The sequence below is a fragment of the Ureibacillus sp. FSL K6-0786 genome, from assembly GCF_037965165.1.
Taxonomy (GTDB): Bacteria; Bacillota; Bacilli; order Bacillales_A; family Planococcaceae; genus Ureibacillus; species Ureibacillus thermosphaericus.
Genome location: NZ_CP150191.1, coordinates 392,127 through 414,292 on the forward strand (window position 1 = coordinate 392,127; position 22,166 = coordinate 414,292).

Annotated in this window: 29 protein-coding genes; 12 read left to right on the plus strand and 17 right to left on the minus strand. The window is 35.3% G+C overall.

Features of this window, described 5'->3' with window-relative positions:
- Positions 1 to 8 precede the first annotated feature (8 nt).
- The 4 genes from NSQ18_RS01955 to NSQ18_RS01970 all read right to left on the minus strand — a co-directional run bounded on the left by NSQ18_RS01955 (position 9) and on the right by NSQ18_RS01970 (position 2,933).
- Positions 9 to 236: a YneF family protein gene (locus NSQ18_RS01955; protein ID WP_016836886.1), complete on the minus strand. Its 228-nt coding sequence runs from the start codon at positions 234 to 236 to the stop codon at positions 9 to 11.
- Between the two features lie 304 nt (positions 237 to 540).
- Positions 541 to 1,626: a class III poly(R)-hydroxyalkanoic acid synthase subunit PhaC gene (gene phaC / locus NSQ18_RS01960; RefSeq protein ID WP_016836885.1), complete on the minus strand. Its 1,086-nt coding sequence runs from the start codon at positions 1,624 to 1,626 to the stop codon at positions 541 to 543.
- A gap of 35 nt (positions 1,627 to 1,661) precedes the next feature.
- Complete coding sequence (gene fabG, locus NSQ18_RS01965) at positions 1,662 to 2,441, minus strand: 3-oxoacyl-[acyl-carrier-protein] reductase (RefSeq protein ID WP_016836884.1); 780 nt, start codon at positions 2,439 to 2,441, stop codon at positions 1,662 to 1,664.
- Positions 2,442 to 2,480: 39 nt separating this feature from the next.
- On the minus strand, positions 2,481 to 2,933 hold the full coding sequence (locus NSQ18_RS01970; protein WP_016836883.1) for a hypothetical protein: 453 nt from the start codon (positions 2,931 to 2,933) through the stop codon (positions 2,481 to 2,483).
- A 210-nt stretch (positions 2,934 to 3,143) separates the two neighbouring features.
- Here NSQ18_RS01970 and phaQ point away from each other — a divergent pair, with 210 nt between their 5' ends.
- Both phaQ and NSQ18_RS01980 read left to right on the plus strand, forming a co-directional pair.
- On the plus strand, positions 3,144 to 3,713 hold the full coding sequence (gene phaQ / locus NSQ18_RS01975; RefSeq protein ID WP_339288779.1) for a poly-beta-hydroxybutyrate-responsive repressor: 570 nt from the start codon (positions 3,144 to 3,146) through the stop codon (positions 3,711 to 3,713).
- 76 nt (positions 3,714 to 3,789) lie between these two features.
- Positions 3,790 to 4,284 carry a hypothetical protein gene (locus NSQ18_RS01980; protein WP_016836881.1) on the plus strand — a complete coding sequence of 165 codons (495 nt, stop codon included), beginning with the start codon at positions 3,790 to 3,792 and terminating at the stop codon, positions 4,282 to 4,284.
- A 108-nt stretch (positions 4,285 to 4,392) separates the two neighbouring features.
- Here NSQ18_RS01980 and sirA read toward each other — a convergent pair whose 3' ends face one another.
- Positions 4,393 to 4,818, minus strand: coding sequence for a sporulation inhibitor of replication protein SirA (sirA, locus tag NSQ18_RS01985; RefSeq protein WP_016836880.1), 426 nt, complete (start codon positions 4,816 to 4,818; stop codon positions 4,393 to 4,395).
- Between the two features lie 227 nt (positions 4,819 to 5,045).
- On the opposite strand from sirA, the gene NSQ18_RS01990 reads away from it, so the two are divergent.
- From NSQ18_RS01990 to NSQ18_RS02010, 5 genes are all read left to right on the plus strand, one after another.
- Entirely contained in the window at positions 5,046 to 5,393 is a 348-nt protein-coding gene (locus NSQ18_RS01990; RefSeq protein ID WP_096550748.1) for an ABC transporter permease, read from the plus strand.
- 13 nt (positions 5,394 to 5,406) lie between these two features.
- Complete coding sequence (locus tag NSQ18_RS01995) at positions 5,407 to 6,051, plus strand: PspA/IM30 family protein (RefSeq protein ID WP_016836878.1); 645 nt, start codon at positions 5,407 to 5,409, stop codon at positions 6,049 to 6,051.
- A 102-nt stretch (positions 6,052 to 6,153) separates the two neighbouring features.
- The gene (gene liaF, locus NSQ18_RS02000) at positions 6,154 to 6,837 is read left to right on the plus strand and encodes a cell wall-active antibiotics response protein LiaF (RefSeq protein ID WP_339288782.1); all 684 of its coding nucleotides are present in this window, start codon (positions 6,154 to 6,156) and stop codon (positions 6,835 to 6,837) included.
- Positions 6,834 to 7,934 (plus strand): sensor histidine kinase, encoded by a 1,101-nt coding sequence (locus tag NSQ18_RS02005; RefSeq protein WP_339288783.1) that lies wholly within the window; start codon positions 6,834 to 6,836, stop codon positions 7,932 to 7,934. Before liaF ends, NSQ18_RS02005 begins: the two co-directional genes overlap by 4 nt.
- Positions 7,927 to 8,565 (plus strand): response regulator transcription factor, encoded by a 639-nt coding sequence (locus NSQ18_RS02010; RefSeq protein ID WP_016836875.1) that lies wholly within the window; start codon positions 7,927 to 7,929, stop codon positions 8,563 to 8,565. Before NSQ18_RS02005 ends, NSQ18_RS02010 begins: the two co-directional genes overlap by 8 nt.
- 172 nt (positions 8,566 to 8,737) lie before the next feature.
- On the opposite strand, the gene tkt is transcribed toward NSQ18_RS02010, so the two are convergent.
- The 4 genes from tkt to NSQ18_RS02030 all read right to left on the minus strand — a co-directional run bounded on the left by tkt (position 8,738) and on the right by NSQ18_RS02030 (position 12,143).
- Positions 8,738 to 10,732, minus strand: coding sequence for a transketolase (gene tkt / locus NSQ18_RS02015; RefSeq protein ID WP_339288785.1), 1,995 nt, complete (start codon positions 10,730 to 10,732; stop codon positions 8,738 to 8,740).
- A 129-nt stretch (positions 10,733 to 10,861) separates the two neighbouring features.
- Positions 10,862 to 11,092 (minus strand): DUF896 domain-containing protein, encoded by a 231-nt coding sequence (locus NSQ18_RS02020; protein ID WP_016836873.1) that lies wholly within the window; start codon positions 11,090 to 11,092, stop codon positions 10,862 to 10,864.
- 66 nt (positions 11,093 to 11,158) lie between these two features.
- Positions 11,159 to 11,815, minus strand: coding sequence for a recombinase family protein (locus NSQ18_RS02025; RefSeq protein ID WP_016836872.1), 657 nt, complete (start codon positions 11,813 to 11,815; stop codon positions 11,159 to 11,161).
- Positions 11,802 to 12,143, minus strand: coding sequence for a LysM peptidoglycan-binding domain-containing protein (locus NSQ18_RS02030; protein WP_016836871.1), 342 nt, complete (start codon positions 12,141 to 12,143; stop codon positions 11,802 to 11,804). Before NSQ18_RS02030 ends, NSQ18_RS02025 begins: the two co-directional genes overlap by 14 nt.
- Positions 12,144 to 12,310: 167 nt before the next feature.
- On the opposite strand from NSQ18_RS02030, the gene lexA reads away from it, so the two are divergent.
- A complete protein-coding gene (gene lexA / locus NSQ18_RS02035) occupies positions 12,311 to 12,928 on the plus strand; it encodes a transcriptional repressor LexA (RefSeq protein WP_016836870.1) in 618 nt (205 codons plus the stop codon).
- 52 nt (positions 12,929 to 12,980) lie between these two features.
- Here the strand turns inward: lexA and NSQ18_RS02040 are convergent, their stop codons facing one another.
- The 5 genes from NSQ18_RS02040 to NSQ18_RS02060 all read right to left on the minus strand — a co-directional run bounded on the left by NSQ18_RS02040 (position 12,981) and on the right by NSQ18_RS02060 (position 15,827).
- On the minus strand, positions 12,981 to 13,685 hold the full coding sequence (locus tag NSQ18_RS02040; protein ID WP_168411740.1) for a gamma-glutamyl-gamma-aminobutyrate hydrolase family protein: 705 nt from the start codon (positions 13,683 to 13,685) through the stop codon (positions 12,981 to 12,983).
- Between the two features lie 85 nt (positions 13,686 to 13,770).
- Positions 13,771 to 14,445, minus strand: a complete 675-nt coding sequence (locus NSQ18_RS02045) for a hypothetical protein (RefSeq protein ID WP_339288787.1) — start codon at positions 14,443 to 14,445, stop codon at positions 13,771 to 13,773.
- A gap of 26 nt (positions 14,446 to 14,471) precedes the next feature.
- Positions 14,472 to 14,816, minus strand: a complete 345-nt coding sequence (locus NSQ18_RS02050) for a hypothetical protein (RefSeq protein WP_339288789.1) — start codon at positions 14,814 to 14,816, stop codon at positions 14,472 to 14,474.
- 80 nt (positions 14,817 to 14,896) lie between these two features.
- Positions 14,897 to 15,652 (minus strand): prepilin peptidase, encoded by a 756-nt coding sequence (locus NSQ18_RS02055; protein WP_339288791.1) that lies wholly within the window; start codon positions 15,650 to 15,652, stop codon positions 14,897 to 14,899.
- A 28-nt stretch (positions 15,653 to 15,680) separates the two neighbouring features.
- A complete protein-coding gene (locus NSQ18_RS02060; protein WP_339288792.1) occupies positions 15,681 to 15,827 on the minus strand; it encodes a hypothetical protein in 147 nt (48 codons plus the stop codon).
- A gap of 299 nt (positions 15,828 to 16,126) precedes the next feature.
- On the opposite strand from NSQ18_RS02060, the gene NSQ18_RS02065 reads away from it, so the two are divergent.
- The 4 genes from NSQ18_RS02065 (at position 16,127) to NSQ18_RS02080 (ending at position 19,468) form a co-directional block, all read left to right on the plus strand.
- Complete coding sequence (locus NSQ18_RS02065) at positions 16,127 to 16,582, plus strand: hypothetical protein (RefSeq protein WP_016836858.1); 456 nt, start codon at positions 16,127 to 16,129, stop codon at positions 16,580 to 16,582.
- Positions 16,583 to 16,891: 309 nt separating this feature from the next.
- A complete protein-coding gene (locus NSQ18_RS02070) occupies positions 16,892 to 17,371 on the plus strand; it encodes a hypothetical protein (protein WP_016836857.1) in 480 nt (159 codons plus the stop codon).
- 16 nt (positions 17,372 to 17,387) lie between these two features.
- Entirely contained in the window at positions 17,388 to 17,843 is a 456-nt protein-coding gene (locus NSQ18_RS02075; RefSeq protein ID WP_339288794.1) for a prepilin-type N-terminal cleavage/methylation domain-containing protein, read from the plus strand.
- Entirely contained in the window at positions 17,843 to 19,468 is a 1,626-nt protein-coding gene (locus NSQ18_RS02080; protein WP_339288795.1) for a pilus assembly PilX N-terminal domain-containing protein, read from the plus strand. The genes NSQ18_RS02075 and NSQ18_RS02080 overlap by 1 nt, the downstream gene beginning before the upstream one ends.
- A 56-nt stretch (positions 19,469 to 19,524) precedes the next feature.
- Here NSQ18_RS02080 and glnA read toward each other — a convergent pair whose 3' ends face one another.
- The 3 genes from glnA to NSQ18_RS02095 form a co-directional block, all read right to left on the minus strand.
- A complete protein-coding gene (glnA, locus tag NSQ18_RS02085; RefSeq protein WP_016836853.1) occupies positions 19,525 to 20,859 on the minus strand; it encodes a type I glutamate--ammonia ligase in 1,335 nt (444 codons plus the stop codon).
- Positions 20,860 to 20,902: 43 nt separating this feature from the next.
- Positions 20,903 to 21,307 (minus strand): MerR family transcriptional regulator, encoded by a 405-nt coding sequence (locus NSQ18_RS02090; protein WP_016836852.1) that lies wholly within the window; start codon positions 21,305 to 21,307, stop codon positions 20,903 to 20,905.
- 205 nt (positions 21,308 to 21,512) lie between these two features.
- A complete protein-coding gene (locus tag NSQ18_RS02095; RefSeq protein WP_339288797.1) occupies positions 21,513 to 22,130 on the minus strand; it encodes a Bax inhibitor-1 family protein in 618 nt (205 codons plus the stop codon).
- Positions 22,131 to 22,166 lie beyond the last annotated feature (36 nt).

Sequence of the window (22,166 nt, forward strand, 5' to 3'; positions counted from 1 at the left end):
TTGTATGATTATTTTTGTTTTTCTTGAATTTTATTTAATTGAGCCATCATTTGACGAACTTGTTTTTCAGATGGTTTACGGCCCATTTGTGCCATCATTACACGAATCATTTGTTCATTAATTGGTGGGTTTTCTTTTAAATATTTCATCATTGATTGACGAGCTAGGAAGAATCCTAACGCAACGCCAGCTACTAACGCAACAATAATTAATAATATCGCTAGCCAAGTTTCCAAAATACTTACCTCCCTCTCAACTTTTCCCGAGAAAAACTTTACTCTCCACGATGGATTATACACTATTCATAACAGCGATTCTAGTTTTTCCCGAATTTTTCTAAACCCATACACTTTACATACCTTATGTATTTTAACCAAATTCCTCTATAATATAAAGATATTTTTCCAAAATAAAATATTTTTAATTTTCATACTTTATTAAAATGATACCTTTTCCAACTCAAAAAAATCCGAACTTATTTGAAACTCTCTGTACTAGAGTTTCAAATATTGTTCGGATGCTGTGATCATTCAAAATTCGTTATTTCGAATTTTCAGTAATCCATTGTTCAATAAATGGATAGTTTTCAGCTACGGCGCGTTTACCAGTAATAACCGAAACGTGTCCTGCATTAACAACATGCAATGTTTTATTTTTGCTGGAGACTTTATCATTCAACGGTTCAATTTGTTGCGGTAACACAATATTATCGCGAGTGGCAACAATATTTAATAAGTTCGCTGTAATGTTTGACAATAATACTCTTTCACCACGAACTTCTAATTCATCGTTAATCAATTTGTTTTCTTGGTAAAATTCGCGTATCCATTGGCGATATGCCTCACCCGGAAATGGCACACCATCATTTAGCCATTTTTGCATTAGCTTCCAGTTTAAAATTTTCTCTTCATTTTCAATATTAGAAGCAACATTGACGTAAACACCTACAGTATTTGAAAGTGGATTTAATAATTTATTACCAAAATCAATGAATTCAAACGGTACATTTCCGAAAGTTTCTACAATATTATCTAATTTGAAGTAGCGTTTATCTAACCAATTTGTATAAAGTCCGGCATCTTCGAAATCAATTGGACTTGTTAACAAGACTACATTGCGAATCGGCAATTTCTTTTGATAAAGAGCAGTAAAAATCGCCGTCATCGTTCCGCCCATGCAATACCCAAACATCGTGATTTCTTTTGCGCCAGATTGTTTTAGCACTTTTTTTACAGCCCGTGGTATATAATCAACAATATAATCTTCTAATTTCATATGGCGGTCCTCGAAACCAGCCGTACCCCAATCTAGTAAATATACATCATGGCCGCGGTCTGTTAAATACTCTATAAAACTATTCCCAGGGTACAAATCTAATATATAAGGTTTATTAATGAGTGCATAAATCATTAAAATTGGCACTTTATTCGTTTTTACTTTATTTGGCTGATAACGATATAATTTCGCTTTATTTTTTGTCCAGATAATTTCTTTTGGCGTTTGACCCACTTGAGGTTCTGGATCGGTAAATAATACTTTATTGAAACGTTGCAATTTTTCGAAATCTTTGTTTTTAGGCAAACTTTCAAACCATTCTTTTAATGGTGTTGTATCAACAGTAACCACAAAATCCCTCCCAACAATTGTTCCAATTAAACGATTTACATATATAGACCACCGTTTACAGCAATCGCTTGACCTGTTACATAGTCTGCTTGAACAAGATATAACACCGCTTGAGCAACTTCGCTCGGCAGTCCTAATCGTTTCATTGGAACTTTTTCTACAATATTATTCAGTACTTTTTCCGGCATAGCAGCCACCATTTCCGTTCCGATGTATCCAGGGCACACTGCATTCACGGTAATACCTTTGGAAGCAGTTTCTAATGCTAAAGATTTCGTAAAACCTAAAATCCCTGCTTTTGTCGCTGAATAGTTAGTTTGTCCAAACGCACCAGCTTGGCCTACGATGGAGCTAATCGTTACAATGCGGCCATAATTTTGCTCTAACATATGTTGGATGACTGATTTCGTTGCATTGAACACACCATTTAAGTTTACATTGATTACGGCATCCCAGTCTTCTTTTGACATATTTTTAAATGTTCGATCTTTTGTAATTCCTGCATTGTTTATTAAAATATCAATTTTTCCAAACTTCTCTATTACTTCTGCTGCTAGTTTTTCAGTATCATCAAAAACGGATACATCCGCTTGAAGGGCATGGAATTTGCCGCCTTCTTCTTCAATTACTTTCGCAACATCTTCAATTTGTTTTGGGCTGTTATTATATGTGCCAATAACCGTTGCACCATTTCTGGCTAACACCTTAGCAATCTCTGCACCAATTCCACGGGATGCACCAGTTACAATTGCCACTTTTCCTTCCAATGGTTTTAATGAATTCACTTGTTCTACTTCAAATACTGTAGTTGTCATAAAACAGTCTCCCTTTCTGAATATATTTTTATATAAAGATTATTTTGAAACCGTTTTGTTTGCTGTTGCCGCTACAGTAGCATTTGAGTCTGCTATTGATTCAATCGACTTATTTAATAATTCAATGACCTTATCGAGTTTCTTTTCTAATGAAGAAACGGATTTTTTCAGAGCATCCATTTCTTTTACTAAGCGCTCTTCTTTCTCATCTATTTCATCTTCCAATTGATCAATTTTTGAATCAACATCAATAATGAGGGAAGCCACATTGGCAATTTCATCACGTGATGGTATATTTGTTTGTTTTAAATAGCTTTCCGTCATTTTATTGACAAGTTCTTGAAATTGAACATATTGACTTTGAATTTGTCCTAAACTTTCAGCAAAAGATTTTTTCTCTAATGTTTCTTGAATGGCATCATGCCATGCACTTTCTGTTTTGTTATAGATTTCTTTCCATAAAGAAAAAACATCAAAGGTTGATTGGGTCAACGAAGATCATCTCCTCTACAAATCTTTTTATTTTTTTCATAACATATTTCAATATATTATTTATGCAGAAATTTCATTCTTATGAAGAATTTACAAATTTATGAATTTTTTGCAAAAAAATATATAATTTCAAACAAAAACAGTTGACAACAAATACATCTATGTGTAAATTACATATATAAGTAAATATCAGAGGGCGGTGTAAAAATATTGGTATCGAAAGATGAAAAAAAGAAACCGAAAAGTCCAAGTATTGGAGCGCCGAAAAACTTTTTAATCCCCATCATGTTGTTACATTTACGTGAATTTAACACTCATGGTTATGAACTGATGGAGAAAATTACAAAGTTTGGCATTGAATCATTGGATCACGGAAATTTTTATCGCCTATTAAGACAGCTTGAAAAAGAGAATTTAGTAACTTCTGTTTGGGATACAAGTTCTGGAGGACCAGCAAAACGCATTTATTCCATTACAGAAGCTGGCGAAAAATATTTAGATATGTGGGCTAATTCTTTAAGTGAATATCAACGTTTATTAAATCAATTTTTCAATTTATATAATCCATTTTTCACACCAAATACGACATCGAAACGATTAGAAGAACAATTCGCAGCAACTCCTCAAGCAACAGACGTACCAACCAAAGAAAAAACATCTACGAAAACCACTTCAACGAAAGCAAAATCCACAGCATCCACGACAAAACCTAAATCCACTCGTACTCGCAAAACAAAAGCACAAAGTTCCAATGCACCAGAAGAGCAACCACAATCTTAAATTTTTGGATGTAATGCATGAAAATGCATTCATTATAAATATAAAGTCTGCTTACATTAAAGGAGGAAATCAAGTAATGGCAAAAGAGCAACTTGCAAAAGGTGTAGATTTAGTATGGGACAGCTGGGTAAATAGCTTAAAGACGATTGAAAAAGTCCAAGAAGACTTTGAAAAAAGAGCTCTACAAACATTTAACGTACAAAAGGAATTTATTGAATCTTCCGTAAATGCCATTAATGCCATTGAAGAAGAAGGGAGAAAAGCTTCAAGAGAATGGCAAGAAAGACTTGAAAATAGCTTCAAAGAATTAGGTAAAGAAGGTCAATTCGATGACATTTCGAAATGGTTGGAAAGCGTTCAAGAAATTACAGACAAAGCACAAAATTTAGCTTGGAAACCAAACAACGCACTTCTTGATTTATTTACAAATGCGCAAAAACAAATCGAAATAACACTTCAACAAGCAATCGAGCAACAAAAACAAGAACGCATTGAAACATTAAATAAAATTGAAGAAATTGCTAATCAATTAAAAGAAACTCATAAAAAATTGTTGGCAGTTGCAGAATAATTTTTCCTACTAAACTTATAGTTAAATCCCCTTTTAATTAAAAAAATCCCCTAACTCCCCATTGAAACCCTGTTGTCCCATGTTGCCAACAGGGTTTTTCATTTCATTCTAATACGACGCATATTTCACCGGCTTTAACCAACCACATTCATGTTCCTCTTTATTAAATGCAAGAAAAGAATCATTCATTTGGCTTAAACTTTGGAACAAATCTAAATCAAGCATTCGCGATCCTTCACAAATGGCTTCAATATAATATTCGAACACTTTAATTTTAATTCGGCCTTTTAATTTATGTTCAAACCCTAAGTAATCATCCATCCAATGCATTTCAGGAAAACATTTTTGAAGATGCTGATAAATTTTTCCCTCTACATCCCCTTCAATTGGTTCACATAGATAACTTAATTGTTTTCTTGCAGAGGACTCCTGTTGATCATCTATTTTTGCAACCATTTCTAACAGCATTCTTTCCCTTCCAAAAACGAATGATTGATATTGTTTTTTTATGATGAATATTGAATATATTCTCATCTGCCTGTCCTCCTTCCTAACCTCATTATAATTGAAAGATTTTGAATTTTTTGTCAAACCTTGTCCCAATTATCGATATTTTTTTGCCAAATTCCGATAAAATCTTTCTTCTATTTTTATATTCCAAATCTCGGTCTTGAGTCTTAGTCGAAAATACAATTCAAGGTCATTTTGAGAAATAGTGATGCATTGTAACATTAAGGTACAAACGAGAAAGGAGAATGAAAATGAAAAAATTACTCTTATTGCTTGCAGCAGTGGTTCTAGTATTCATTATCCTTGGAACATTAGGACCTTTATTAGGGCTAACTTTTGCCTTAGCTTTTGTATTCCTAGGAATGCACTATTACGTTAAAAGTAATTCTGTTTTTAGCAAGGTGATTTGGATATTCATTGGTTTAATTGGATTATTGATGGCTGTATCCAATATCCCTGCTTTAGTTGGTCTTGTAGCAATCGTCCTCTTATATGCGCTATATAAAAAATGGAAAAATGAAGATATTACACTTCCTATCAAAGAAGAGGATGATCCTTTCACAAACTTTGAAAATGAATGGTCAAAAATTACAAAATAAGGAGAGATTTTAAATGATGAGTTTATTAAAACGTTTCCGCTATACATTAGAAGCAGATTTACATGCACTGTTTGACAAAAAAGAAGCGAAAAATCCAATTGCTATGTTAAATCAATATATTCGCGAAGCTGAAAAACAAACAGAACAAACAGGGAAACTATTAGAAAGACAAAGATTATTAAAAGAAGAATTGGAACAAAATTTAAAAGAAACTGGCAAAATGCTGGAGAGAAGAACAAATCAATTGGAGTTAGCAAAAGCTAGCGGTGAAGAAGATTTAATTCTCTTTGCGACACAAGAAGTGGAAACTTACAAAAGCCGCCAAATGACATTACAAGAAAGCTTAAATCAAGCGAATGAGGAAGTCATTCAATTAGAACAAAAATTTGAAATGATGAAGCATAAGATTCAAGATATGAAAGTTCGACAATTGCAATTAATGGGGAAAGAAAATGTCGTGCGAGCGAATGTAAAGATGAATCGTGTATTAAATTCTGAAGATATGAACTTCCATGAGCTATCAACTTATATAGATCAACTATCAAATAAAATTGAGAAAAACTACGAATATACTCAACTCGAAACTCGCTTAGCCCTATTAGAACAACAATCAACCAAAAATAACGATGAAACATCGATACTTTCATCAAAGGAATAATCGAACATGCTATAATGAAAAAGATGAGAAATTAAGAAGGGAATTTTCTCCCTTCTTTATTATTATTAAACATTTATCGTGCAACATGAAGGAGGAACCACGTTGAAAAGTTTGACGACGAAGCAGTTAACAACCATTTTTATTATGACGTTGCTTATTGTTTTTGCGGAGCTAACCATTTTCAATAACGGTGGTGCCTTCTTTCTAATTATTGGTGCATTTCTTCTTTATAAAAGTTTTGTAAAAGAGAAAAAGCTGTATTTTTGGTTAGGTGCTTTTTTTATCTTTTTAGCTATTATCACCATTTGGAGTTTGCGATTCTTTATCGTCTGCGTAATCATTTATATTCTCTTTAAACATTTAACAAAACATCATAAAGAAGTAACCATTTTAGCAAAAGACTTTGAATTAGGGACAGTTCAGAAAAATGATTTTATACACACCTCATCCATTCCAATGGAAAATTATAAATGGCAAGATATCCAAATCCAAAACTTTTTAGGCGATTACACGATTGATGTAACAGAAACGATTTTACCAGCAGGTACTTCTGTAATAACGATTCGCCAAGGGATAGGAAAAATAAAAATTATTTTACCTTATGAAATTCCTTTCCGCATTCAATATTCTACTCTAATTGGTGAGGCAAAATTATTGCATTATTCACCGAAAAGACTGTGGAATGAACGGCTTGTTTTTGAAGATGGTGACCCGAATGAAGCAAAACGAAAACTAGTTATTCATGTGGCTACTTGGCTTGGGGATGTGGAGGTGATTCGGAAATGATTTCACTGATATTCCGCACCTTTACGATTTCACTGATTATTTTAGGTATGTTTTTTGGACTTTTCTATTTATTATATGGTGTACCAAATGAAACAACTTGGAGTCCTATATGGGAAACTTATTATAACGAGCTGCCGCTTTTTGCAATTATTGTAATTGGTACGTTCATTATCAGCTTTTTCATAAGCTTATGGTGGATGATTGTAGAAAAATCAAAAGAATTCACTACACTACATTATGTAAAGCAATTGGCTGAGCCTGAGCTAACTGTTAAACGAAACGTTTCCTATCCACTCCGAAAAGCTTTAATTGAAACGAATGAATTAATCGAAACGCAACGAAAAAGTCTGCAACGTTTATCCAATGAAAAAGCAGAAGCAAGTGACAAAATCATTCAGGAACGTATTATCGCAGAAAGACAAAGACTTGCAAGGGAACTTCATGATTCCGTTTCTCAACAATTGTTTGCTGCGTCGATGTTGTTATCTTCCATAACAGAAACGGAGACTCCACCGGATAATGCAAAACATACGCTAATACAAATTGAAAAAATGGTGCAGCAAGCCCAATTAGAAATGCGTGCATTGTTATTACATCTCCGACCAATCGCATTAAAAAACAATACCCTTGCTCAAGGGTTAAAAGAATTAATTAACGAATTAAAGCAAAAAGTCAACGTTGAAATTGAATATGAAATTGAAGAGATTCAGCTTTCAAAAGCTGAGGAAGACCATTTATTCCGCATCGCTCAAGAAGCGTTATCGAATACGTTGCGCCATGCAAAAGCAACGGAAGTGGAACTGCTACTGATTGAAAGAGATCAACTGGCAATATTAAGAATTCAAGACAATGGCCGTGGATTTGATATGAATAAAGAATCCAATACGACTTCTTATGGTTTACGAAACATCGCGGAGCGTGCTGTGGAAATTGGAGGAAAATATAAAATAGTTTCGGTGCCTGGCGAAGGAACGATTGTTGAAGTAAAAGTACCATTGAAAGCACAAGATGAGATGGAAGAAAAGATTTCACTTGATGAAATACGGGAAAAGCATTTGATGGAACAGAAAAATTCGGGAGGTGAATCAGATGATTAAAGTATTCATTGCCGATGATCATGAGATGGTTCGCATCGGTGTCTCTGCATACCTATCAGCCCAAACAGATATGACCGTTGTCGGAGAAGCAAGTAATGGTCAAGAGGCAGTGGAAAAAATTCTCCAGCTTAAGCCTGACATTGATATTATCTTGATGGATAATGTGATGCCAGTTATGAACGGTGCTGAAGCGACGAAAGAAATTTTAAAAGCATGGCCGGAAGCAAAAATTATGATGGTGACAAGTTTTCTTGATGATGATAAAGTTTACCCTGCACTAGAAGCTGGCGCAATCAGCTACATTTTAAAAACTTCCAATGCCAAACAAATTGCAGAAGCGATTCGAAAAACCGTTAGCGGCGAATCCGTGTTGGAACCTGAAGTCACTTCAAAGATGATTAACCGGATGCGAAATACAAATAGCCATCCCCTTCATGAACAATTAACTGATCGGGAAATGGAAGTATTATTACTTATAGCCCAAGGTAAATCAAATCAAGAAATTGCAGATGAATTATTTATCGCTTTGAAAACCGTAAAAACGCACGTGAGCAATATCTTATCGAAATTGGAAGTTCAAGACAGAACCCAAGCAGTGGTATATGCATTCCAAAATGGGCTGGTGAAATAACAAGATATGGGGTGTCTAGAAAGAGGAAAACACCCCTCTCCTTTTCTCCTGCAGTCACTATCCTCGCCCAAAAGATCCATCTCAACATTTAACCACCTCTAAAATCTTCTTACCCCTTCTATTCCATAAAAAAGAGGATACCTTCTAAATAGAAGATATCCTTCTTTCAGCATTATAAAGCTTTTACTTTTGCCACTACATTGTCGACAGTAAATCCGTATTTTTCCATTACCACTTCACCTGGGGCACTTGCACCAAACTTATCAATCGCAAGTACATCTCCTTCTGTGCCAACATATTTATGCCAGCCTAAAGAAGAACCCATTTCAATAGCCAATCGTTTTGTCACCGCTTTTGGCAAGACAGATTCTTTATATTCATCAGACTGCTGTTCAAATCGATCAACAGACGGCATCGATACAACCGATACATCGATACCATCTTCACGTAATTTCTCTTGGGCTTTCACCGCTAATGCTACTTCAGAACCTGTAGCAATTAGAATAGCATCTGGTGTATCTTTTATCGCTGGTGATACGACATATGCACCTTTTGCAACACCTTCTTTAGCTAGAGCTGCTGTATTTTCAAGCACAGGTAAGTTTTGGCGTGAAAGCACTAAAATTGTTGGTTGATTTGTTGATTGAATTGCAAGTTTCCATGCTTCTTTTGATTCATTTGCATCAGCAGGGCGAATAACAGAAACATTTGGCATAGCACGGAAAGATGCTAAATGTTCAATTGGCTCATGTGTTGGCCCATCTTCCCCTACAGCGATTGAGTCGTGCGTGAACACATAAGTAACTGGTAGTCCCATCAATGCAGATAAGCGAACTGCTGGTCGAATATAATCAGAGAAGACGAAGAATGTACCACCAAATACTCTTAAACCACCATGTAGCGCCATACCGTTTAAAGCAGCACCCATCGCAAACTCGCGCACGCCAAACCAAACGTTGCGACCTTCAGGTGTTTGCGCTGAAAAATCGCCTCCACCTTTAATTGTTGTTTTGTTAGAACCAGCAAGGTCGGCACTTCCTCCAAAGAAATAAGGCACTTTTTTCGCTAATGCATTAATTACATCGCCAGAAGATGAACGAGTCGCAATAGATTTTCCAGGCTCATATGCAGGAATCTCTTCATCAAAATCTTCCGGAAGTACATTATTCATAGCTTTAATAAATTGCTCTGCTAATTCTGGATATTCCTTTTTATAGTTTTCAAATTTCTCGTTCCATTCTGCCTCAGCCTGTACACCGTTTACTTCAGCAGCTGCTTTGAATGTTTCATACACTTCTTCCGGAATTTTAAACGGCTCGTGCTTCCAGCCATAGAATTCCTTCGTTAACTGAACTTCGTCAGCTCCAAGTGGTGCACCGTGAACATCGGATTTTCCAGATTTATTTGGCGAACCATAACCAATTACTGTTTTTATTTCAATTAATGTTGGTTTCCCTTTTGACTGCTTTGCTTGTGCAATCGCGTCATTAATTGCATCCACATCTGTGCCATCTTCTACACGAATATAGTTCCATCCACAAGCTTCAAAACGTTGTTGAATGTTTTCAGAGAAGGCTTTTGAAAGATCGCCGTCTAATGAAATATCATTTGAATCGTAAAGTACGATTAATTTTTCAAGTTGTAAATGTCCTGCTAATGAAATAGCTTCGCCAGCAACACCTTCCATTAAATCTCCATCACCGCAAAGAGCAAAAGTATAATGATCTACAATTTCATGACCAGGTTTATTGTATGTAGCTGCTAAGTGACGTTCAGCCATCGCCATACCAACAGCCATTGCAATACCTTGTCCAAGTGGGCCAGTTGTTGCTTCAACCCCTACTGTGTGACCGTATTCAGGATGCCCAGGCGTTTTTGAACCCCATTGGCGGAAATTTTTGATTTCTTCCATATCTAAGCCATATCCACCTAAATGGAGAAGGCTGTATAATAACATGGAACCGTGTCCTGCGGAAAGAATAAAGCGGTCGCGGTTAAACCATTTTGGGTTTTTTGGATTATGGCGCATTTGTTTCGTCCATAATGTGTATGCCATTGGAGCTGCACCCATTGGAAGACCTGGATGCCCAGAGTTCGCTTTTTCAATGGCGTCAATTGATAAAGTTCGGATTGCGTTAATTGCAAGTAAATCCGCTGTAGTCGTCATATGATTGACATCCTTTCTCGTGCTAAATATTTGTTCCGTATTCAGTTTAGACAACATTTACAGAGAAAACAATCTAATTTTTAGGAATGTCATATTTTTTACTTTAGATAGCAATATACTTATAACTCGTTAATTTAATTTATTGCGGCGAAGCTGTTTTATTTTATCCGGTGTGACATCGTTACCTTCGATATCATATACTTGCACATTTTCAATCGTCTTTCTAAATGACTCACGGAAAGCCTCTAAATATTCTTTCCTTAACATTGTGCGCTCTTTCGCTTCTTCTTCTGTTAATTTGCCCTCCTTCGCTTTTCTCGTTAATTCATTGATGCGGGCAATTTTTTCTTTAGACAACATTCCATTCACACCTTTCCTTTTCAATACATAAAAGGATATGCAAAAAAGACTCGAAGTGCAAGTAGATTAATCTTCGAGTCTTTCTTTATATTCCATATATCTGCGATGAACAGTTGCTTTACTTACCTCATATCCTAAACCTCTCAGAATTGAAGCAATTTCTTGGAATGTTAATCCTTTTTCCCGCAAATTGACAATTTCTTCAATCGGAACATCAATCCGTTCTCTCCCTTCACGTTTATGTTTATTTTTAAAATTCCGTTCAGGGCGATATCCGTTTTCCACTGCTCGACGCATTCCTCGTTTTATTTTGGCATTATGTATTTTCCGCTGATATTCTTCAACAATGGCTAAAATTTCTAACAGCATCGTATCCATTTCATTCATTGTTAATGGACCGGCATCATTAAGAGAATATATTTCTATATCGCTTTTTTTTAGCAAATGCAATACTGCAACGCGGGCATGTCCACGGCCTAAACGCGTTTCATCTTGAACGAAAACACTTCCAATATTGTGTTCCACAATATAATCCATCATTTCGAGCAATCCTTCTCGGTTTACATCATAACCGCTATGTTGATCTTCGAAAATGTTGACTACTTGAAATCCTAATTGTTGGGCATAGATTGAGAGTTCCTCTTTTTGTCGTTCTAATGAAGTTTCTTGCTCGTTTTTTTCAGTGCTTACCCTTGCATATATAACCGCTTTATTTTCTTTCATTGTCTTTTACAGCTACCTTTATTGATTGAATTTCTTCTTCATTCATCGCAATATAGATTGCATCTTTCGGAATAGGAATCATTAATGTCTCACCTGCAATGATATAATCAACGTTGATGTTGTTTTCCTTCGCTACTGTTCGAATCCATTCCTCCGTCGTCATATATCCTTTATAGCGATCTGCTAATGTCCAAAGCGTATCGCCTTCTTTAATTGTAATTTGTTCAAACGTCATATCTCCATCATCTGTAATGAAAATATAAGCAATAATGAGTAATGTTACAATAGATAGAATTTTAATATAATGATTCTTCTCTAACCAACTCATTTTCCGTTCCCCTTTTCTCGAATACTTGTTCGGAATATCTGTTCTTAATATAATACGAACGTACGTTTTTGTCAATAGGTTTTTCGAACTTGTGTTTGCATTGTTCGAGATGTGCTGTTATACTATATGTAAAATATGTAAAACTATTCACATTAGAGGTGACCAACATGGAGAAATTATCAAAAAGGCAAAAGGATATTTTAGAATTTATAAAAGAGGAAGTTCGAGCAAAAGGGTATCCTCCATCCGTTCGCGAAATAGGTGAAGCAGTTGGGCTTGCCTCTAGCTCAACAGTACACGGTCACCTTACGCGCCTAGAACAAAAAGGATATATTCGGAGAGATCCTACTAAACCTCGAGCAATAGAAATATTGGATAGTGACGAAGTGGTTCAAAAACAGCCAGTTGTCCATGTGCCATTAGTCGGTAGAGTAACTGCTGGTAGTCCAATTACAGCGATTGAAAATATAGAAGAATATTTTCCGCTACCTGCTACATACGGAACAAGTGAAGATCAGCTGTTCATGCTAGAAGTAATGGGAGATTCGATGATTGAAGCCGGTATTTTAGATGGAGATTACGTCGTTGTGAAAAAGGCATCTACTGCAAACAACGGAGAAATTGTAGTTGCCATGACGGAAGAAAATGAAGCGACTGTGAAACGATTTTATAAAGAAAAGAATTATTTCCGCTTACAACCTGAAAACTCTTCTATGGAACCAATCATTGTTGATAATGTCACGATTTTAGGAATTGTAGTTGGTTTATATAGAAAATTTCATTAATTACTAGAAAAAACTCGCAAACTATTCATCTGAATGCGAGTTTTCTTCATTATTATTCTTTTGTACAAGCAGCAACAAATGCTTTGAATAATTTTATTGCTCCTTCCTCACCATTAAAAGCCAGCTCTTCTGGATGCCATTGAACGCCGATGCAAAATGGTGAAGTTTTATGTTCTACCGCTTCCACGATGCCGTCGCTAGCCACTCCGACAATTGTCAGGTCTTCCGCAATTTCTTTTACAGCTTGATGATGGAAGGAATTCACTGCTATTTTTGTGGAGCTTACAACTTGCTGCAATTTACACTTATCTTGAAGATGAACAAAATGGGATGTTTCGGAACGATGAGAATTTTGGGTATGCAGAAGAATTTCTCTTTCATTTTGTGAGTAAATATCTTGGATAATTGTCCCACCTAGCGCTACGTTTAACACTTGCAATCCACGGCAAATTGCAAGAATCGGGATATTTCGTTGAAGTGCAATCTTTGTCCATTGAATTTCCCTTTCATCACGCTTTGTTACAACTCTCCCCAATTTAGGAAGCGGTTCTTCACCAAAAAGGATGGGATTGATATCTCCTCCTCCTGTGAGCAATAATCCATCGATTTTATTTATCAATTGCTCTCCATCTTCTTCTGCAATATACGGAAGGCAAATTGGAATTCCACCTGCATTGAGAATGGCTTGTACGTATGACTCATTTACCCGATAAGTTCCCCCCTCCCAATCCATTGTTATACCTATAATTGGTTTCATATAGTCATCCCCCTTGCCATTATATTATGTAATATATTTTATTATATTTGAATTGTATAGGAATATTTTGGTATTTTTTGAGTATTCATTTTATAGGAGACTCTTTGCATAATCGTGAATCTTTACACAAGAGAAACGAATTATTTGCTCCTGATACTTCATATCTGCGCAAGTGGACACCCCTTTTATACACACATGTTGGTATTATTTGCACTTTATTCGCACAAGTGGCTGTTCTATCTACACAAGCAAGTACTCTATTCGCACATGTTTCAACTTTATCTACACGAGCGGACACTCTATCTGCACAAGCAAGTACTTTATCCGCACGAGTTGCCACCTTATCTACACAAGCAGACACTCTATTCGCACATGTTTCAACTTTATCTACACGAGCGGACACTCTATCTGCACAAGCAAGTACTTTATCCGCACGAGTTGCCACCTTATCTACACAAGCAGACACCCTATACGCACGAGTTGCCACCTTATCTACACAAGCAGACACCCTATACGCACGAGTTGCCACCTTATCTACACAAGCGGACACTCTATCTGCACATGTTGGTACCCTATCTACACAAGCAGACACCCTATTCGCACATGTTTCAACTTTATCTACACAAGCGGACACTCTATCTGCACAAGTTGGTTCCTTATCTACACAAGCAGACACCCTATACGCACGAGTTGCCACCTTATCTACACAAGCAGACACCCTATTCGCACATGTTTCAACTTTATCTACACAAGCGGACACTCTATCTGCACATGTTGGTACCCTATCTACACAAGCGGATACCTATTCGCACATGTTTCAACTTTATCTACACGAGCGGGTACTCTATCTGCACAAGCAAGTACTTTATCCGCACAAGTTGCCACCTTATCTACACAAGCAGACACCCTATACGCACGAGTTGCCACCTTATCTACACAAGCAGACACCCTATACGCACGAGTTGCCACCTTATCTACACAAGCGGACACTCTATCTGCACATGTTGGTACCCTATCTACACAAGCACACACCCTATTCGCACATGTTTCAACTTTATCTACACGAGCGGGTACTCTATCTGCACAAGCAAGTACTTTATCCGCACGAGTTGCCACCTTATCAAGCTTCAAAAACCTAACCTCACACACTATTGTTTTAACCCAAACAAAAAAGCACCACCCAAAATAGGTGATACTCTCCTTAACGAATTTTAATCAAACAACCACCAATACCAACGGATGATTGTACCGCCGTAAAAATACACGATGACCGCTGCCAATGCAATGGACGGGCCAAATGGAACAGGAGTTTTGCGACCTTGATTTCGCACCGATAACACAATCATACCGACAATCATGCCGATGACGGATGCTAAAAATAAAGTTAGCAAGGTTTTCAAAGTCCCTAAAACCAGACCGATTAAGAAAAATAGTTTAATGTCGCCGCCACCCATTCCTCCTTTTGAAATTACCGCTATCAAAAGCAATATTCCAAAACCTATCATTGCACCAAGAAAAGCATCCCACCACGGTTCAATCGGCGAAAGAATGCGACCTAAGATTAGCAATGGTAAAAAGAAAAGAAGCACTTTGTCCGGAATAATCATATATTTTAGGTCAGATACGACAATGATCACTAATAATGAAATAAAGAAAAGCGCAATGGCCAATTCAATGGACAATCCGAGCTGTATATAACTAAATGTAAACAGTAAACCTGTTGCAAGCTCTGAAACTACATAAATCGGCGAAATCTTCGCTTCACACGTCCGGCATTTTCCTCGTAACCATATGTATGAAAATACAGGAACTAAATCAATCGCAGTCAGTCGCCTTTGACAATTCGGACAATGGGATGGTGGAGTAATGATTGACTCTTTCTTAGGAATTCTTAGGCCTACAACGTTAAAAAATGACCCAAACACAATTCCAAATAGGAAGAAAAAAATTCCATACACAATTTCCATGTAAAGCGCTCCTCACAAAATCGATTGACTATTCATCTCCTTCATAATAGAAGGTTGTCACTTGAACAGTTGCTTCGATGCTATCCACTGGATCCTCAGCGAATTCATTTTCTTCCCCAGGCAGAGAAAAATCGATAATATCATACAATAAATTTATAGACCAAAAATCATCCATTTTACTGGAAATTTTTTATTTTATAATATATATCCATTCCTGATAAATAATAGTTCCCTTCTACTATAATTATATTTTTGATTACCTTTGTTATATGTATATAAGATTTGTAAAAAATGTTTCATTTTTGTTACAAAAACAATATGTTATGATTCCATAATGTTTTGTAAGCAAGATAAATCAAAACATCAACATATTGTGACAATGAAAGCACAATTCACTGACTTCTATGGCATTTTTCAACGTTTTTCATTACATTGAAATTAGAATTCATTCTACATGATAAGTAGGTGCTTATAGTGAAATATCTATTCAATCAAAGAGGCGGCAAATCGCTAGTTGTTACAGTAATCACGATTTGTGTACTTTTTCTTATTTCAGGCGGTGCAATGATTTATTTTACAATTAAAGATCGAAATATCGAATTTTCTGAAGAAGTGATAGCTGAGGCTACAAGGGTGGCAGAAGCGGAACTTAATAAAGCCTATGCTGTTGCGGAACAATATCCATTTGAAAAGCGATTCGAAGCAATCCAATCAATCGGCTATCGCGAACCAAAGGAAGGAGAATATGCCATCTTCACCTTTGAAAAAGAATATAAAGAAGAAGATGAATTTTACGTTATTTTAAAAATGAAACCGCATGCAGAATACGAAAATCTGACAAGAGTGTATGTATCGGTTTTTGATAAAGAAAACGGGGCACTTATTGTTGAAAAAGAAAATGTTTTGAAATGGGAAACGGAAGGAAAATAATTCTAATAACAGGAGCGAATGATGATAACATTATGTTATTCAATTCGCTCCTTTTTTCTACGGTAACTTTATTTATAAGGAATTATAAAACTTTCATTTTATATTCATCAAATGTCAATATTTTTATAATAAATAATACCCATTAAAATTTCATAAAAATGTATAATGAAGTATAAATAGTATTTTGTTCCCATTTGAGATTGTAAATAATAATAATCAACCTCGACAGTTTAAATAGCGCTCTTAATTCATCAGGTTATACATAAATCTATTTTAAGTGAGGTTAATTTTGTTCTTTAGGAGGAGTAAATGAAAAAAATCTTACGAAATGAACTGGGCCTTTCATTATTAGAAGTAGTTGCTTCAATCATTATCCTTTCCATTATTCTAATTGCTTTTTTCACTTTCTTAGTACAATCCAAAAAAATAAATCGTTTATCCGAGTCTATCGCAGACGCAACATATATAGCGCAAATGGAAATGGAAAATTTATATTCATTATCGATTGGTGAAAACTTTGATAATCTAATATTAAAACTGAAGTCTGATAGTAATTATACGTTGCAATCGGAGAATCTAAAAAAATGCCCAAATAATAATCAAGATTATTCTGATTATGTGTTCGAAAAAATAGATTCTCAATATCCTAATTTCAAAGGAGAAATTCATATAAAAACTCTTTGTCAATATGAGAATAGCGTATCTTTTCGGATAGAGTTGATTGACGTGAATACGAATAGCACAAAGGCTATTTTAGAAAATGTTTATATGTTAAAGGTGACAAATTAGGCGGTGGGATTACAGAATGTCTAAGCATAATCAACAAGGCTTGACTTTGGTGGAAGTTCTAGCTGTTATCATCATTTTATCGATTATTTCCACATTTAACTTTTCTATTATGAACTCTTCTATTTCACAACATTCTGAACAAGGAAAAGAAGTACAACAAATTCAAAGTGGTGCATTTGTTTTAAAACAAATCACGAAAGATATGAGAAAGAGTTATAGAATTGAAATTGATTCTGAAAATGCGAATAAATATTATCTATACAATAAAGAAAAACTACTCTATCAATACGAATACACGTCAAACAATGAATTGTTACGAACAGATGAAAACAACGATGTTACAGTAGTAGGAAAAAATATAGAAAGCTTTTTAATCTCAACTGATAATGAAGGAAATGAAGCAACCATATTTTTTGAAATTAATGGCAAAGAATATCGAACGACCATTAATTTTAGAAGAGGGGGATCGTGATGAAGTTCATTAAAAATCACCAAGGCTACGCATTATTTCTGACCATTTTGGTTCTTATGTTAGCTTCTGTTATCGGAATATCCCTATTAACCATCACGGCAAATGCAAATAAAACAACTATCCACGAAAGAGAAAATCAAGCATTATTTTACATTGCCGAGGCAGGTGTAAACCTTGAAAAATCAAATGTATTGAAAGTGTTAAAAGAACTGGACGGAGATATTAAAGCCTCTTTCGAAAATTTGGATCCAAATATCGATAAAAAAGACTTACAAAATTTATATTACGAAAAATTAGTAGATGATTTTTGTAAAAAATATACTGGTGGTAAATGTGGTTCTACTTATTATTTGGAAGAACAGTTCTCCAAAAAACCTAAAGCAGAAACAGAAGTGTCGATACATTTAAATCAACAGCCAATTATCACCATTACATCAACAGGTTTTTTTGAAGAGTATCCAGCGCAATCACGCACAGTTACTCAAGAATTGTATTTAAATATTAATGTCAATATTCAACCTAAAGAAGGTGGAAATAATCAATCGAATGAAGATGAACGCGAAAATGAAAAAGAAGAAAACGTTCTCCCTTTAGAGAATTTTACAGTGTTTACAAAAAGAGATATAAATTTGAGCGGTGGAGCAACCATCCATGGTAATGCAGGATCTATACAAGGCGATATTTCTTTAAACGGAGGTTCAACCATTACTGGAAGTATTGCAGCAGCTGATGAATTGAATCTAAAATATCCAAATTGGATGTATGGCATTAAAGAAAAATTTACATCACTCCCTGAATTTTTACAAAATTCCCCTTCAAAATTAGATCATTATTTACCTGAATTTCCAGATAAGATTTTTCAAGAAGGAGAATATTTCCCTCTACCAGAGGATTATGAAATTGTGAGAAGTCCATACAATAAACATTGGGTCATAAAAGATGGGCATTTAAATGCTACTTCTTATTTAGCAGATAACTTTACATTAACATTGAATAACGACACAAGACTTAAATCTATTAACATAACTGGTAGTAATACAATTACAATTGATATTGGTAATAAGGATATTAATTTACTAGTTGATAATTTAAACATTTCACAAGGTCATATCAACATTATAGGATCAGGAACATTAAATATTTATGCGAAAAAAATTTCTTCTATTGGAGGATCTTGTCAATTAAATTTAAATGGCAACCCTGCTTCTTTTAATATATTTTATAATGGCACTGCCCCTCTCTCCTTCTCTGGTGGAGCAAAAGTAAACGGATCCTTGTATGTAAAACAAAGCAATTTATCCTTATCTGGTGGTTTTGCTTTTTATGGCAATATTTATAGCGGCGGTTCAATGATTAGTATATCAGGAGGAGTACCAACAAGAGGTCAATGGATAGTCGCTCCAAAAGCAACTTTATCCTTATCCGGAGGCGGTAACGTAACCGGCACAGTTATTGCAAATTCTATCAACGCTAGCGGAGGAACAAGCATAAATTATGGTGAACCTATCGTTCCAAATCCAGCTGTTCCACCAACACCTAATACTCCAACGGATACAGAATATAATCTTGATACTGACTTAAGTGATCCATTTATTGAACAACCATTAGTTGAAATTGATAAATAAAAAAGAAAGCGTAGAAACTCTCCATTTCAGAAAGTTTTCTACGCTTTCATTATACCTTAGTACATTTTCAAATAATGCTCTCTCTCCCACGGGTGAACTGTGGAGCGGTACATTTCGAATTCGATTTCCTTCGCTTCTTTAAAGTTTTGGTAAATATGTGGTCCAAGTGCGTTTTTCACCACTTCATCCTGCTCCAATAAACGAAGGGCATCATCTAATTGTGCTGGTAAGTTTTCAATTCCATTTTCACGACGCTCTTCTTCTGTCATGATATAGATGTTTCGGTTAATTGGTGCTGGCGGCGTTAATTTATTTTTAATTCCGTCAAGACCAGCCGCTAAAATAACTGCCATTGCTAAATATGGATTCGCTGATGGATCAACAGAACGCACTTCAATACGTGTTGACACTCCGCGAGAAGCTGGTACACGAATTAATGGAGAGCGATTTTGTGCAGACCAAGCGACATATACAGGGGCTTCAAACCCAGGTACTAAACGCTTGTAAGAGTTCACTGTTGGATTTGTAATGGCCGTAAAGCTTTGTACGTGTTTTAATACACCAGCCATAAATTGCATCGCCGTTTCGGATAATCCAAGTTCTGTTGATGGATCATAGAATGCATTCTCATTTCCTTTGAATAAAGAAACATTGCAGTGCATACCTGACCCTGCTTCACCGAATAATGGCTTCGGCATAAACGTTGCATGTAATCCATGTTTTCTTGCAATCGTTTTAACTACTAATTTAAATGTTTGAATATTATCACAAGCAGTAATTGCGTCTGCATATTTAAAGTCGATTTCATGTTGTCCTGGCGCCACTTCATGGTGAGACGCTTCCACTTCGAAGCCCATCTCTTCTAACTCTAATACAATATCGCGGCGGCAGTTTTCTCCAAGGTCAGTTGGAGCTAAATCAAAATATCCACCATGGTCGTTAACTTCTAAAGTAGGTTCGCCGTTTTCATCCAATTTAAATAAGAAGAACTCTGGTTCAGGCCCTAGATTGAAATCGGTAAAGCCCATTTCTTTCATTTCTTTAATAATTCGTTTTAAGTTTGTGCGAGGGTCACCTAAGAATGGTTCGCCATCAGCAGTGTAAATATCACAAATAAAACGAGCTACCTTCCCTTTCCCAGTTGTCCAAGGGAATACCATGAATGTATCTAAATCCGGATATAAATACATATCAGATTCTTCAATTCGCACAAATCCTTCAATGGAAGATCCGTCGAACATCATTTTATTGTTCAATGCCTTATCCAATTGGCTTACAGGAATTTCCACGTTTTTGATTGTTCCTAAAATATCAGTAAATTGTAATCGGATGAATTTTACTTCCTTTTCTTCTACTAAACGATAGATATCTTCTTTTGTATAACGACTCAAAAAATCCACTCTCCTAATTATGTTAACTTTGCTTTGATGATTGTTATTGATAGAGCCTATTAACGTCTCCATAACGCAAGGAAGGTTTTTGCAAACGGGATTGAGCAATCTTCATTTCTTCCCGCAAAATGCTGCGGATTTTATCTTCTGATAGTTCTTTTCCGATTTTATTATGCTCATTTTCCTCTTTTTTCATTTCAAAGACTTTTTTGATTCCCGCAATGTTTAAACCTTGTTCAAGTAAATCTTTAATTTCTAGCAGTTGATCAACATCATTTAATGAAAACATTCGTTGATTGCCTTCTGTACGATGTGGACGAATTAAATCATGTTCTTCATAATAACGAATTTGGCGCGCCGTAAGATCCGTTAATTGAATTACCGTACCAATTGGCAATAAAGGCATAGATTTTCGAATTTCACTCGTCCGTTTCTTTTGATTTGACATGTCACTCCTCCCCAATGAGGAAATTTTACTACCTGTCATTTTATTTGTCAATGTCATGTTAGAAAACCTAACATCAGTAATTTATTGTATATTCGAGATAAATTGCCATTTATTCTAAGAAAAATTGTTTATTTTTTATTTTGACGCAAAACAAAAAAACTGTGGGAAAATTGATTGTCATTTTCCACAGTTTTTTCCTTTATCATTATCCTTTTTTCAATCGGTAAATCAATTCTAATAAATGGATAAATAAATTGATAAAAACTAAATATAAACTCAAAGCCATCTTTACAACTTCATCTTCTTTTACATAATGATTCCGAATTAAATTAAAATCATACACAGTGAAAAGAGCAAATACCAATACGATTAAAGCTGCAATAAATATATGTACTGCACTGCTAACTGAGATAAAGAAATAAATAAGGGAAAATATAATAACAATAAGTAAAATTGCCACTAAATACATTCCCCAGCTAGAAAGATCCCGTGGTATATTTAATCCCACTAACGCAAGTATAATAAATAGAATTACCGTTCCGAAAAATACGGAAAGCAAAAATGCTGCTCCTAGTGCCTCTATAAAAAACTGACCTAACCAAAAGAACATAATACCTGTTAAAAATGGAACAGTATATAAAATTCCACCCGCTAAATATACATTGCGTACAAAAACGACGACAATTAACAAGATAATATTCATAATTGCAATGGGCATAACAATTGAGGATGGCAATAACATTCCAATCAATAAACCAATGGCCGTTAAACCCCACATTAAAGCAAAATGTTGTAATACAAGTCTTAAATGATGGGCGTACATGTAAACAACTCCGTTTATCTTATTTAGTTCAATATA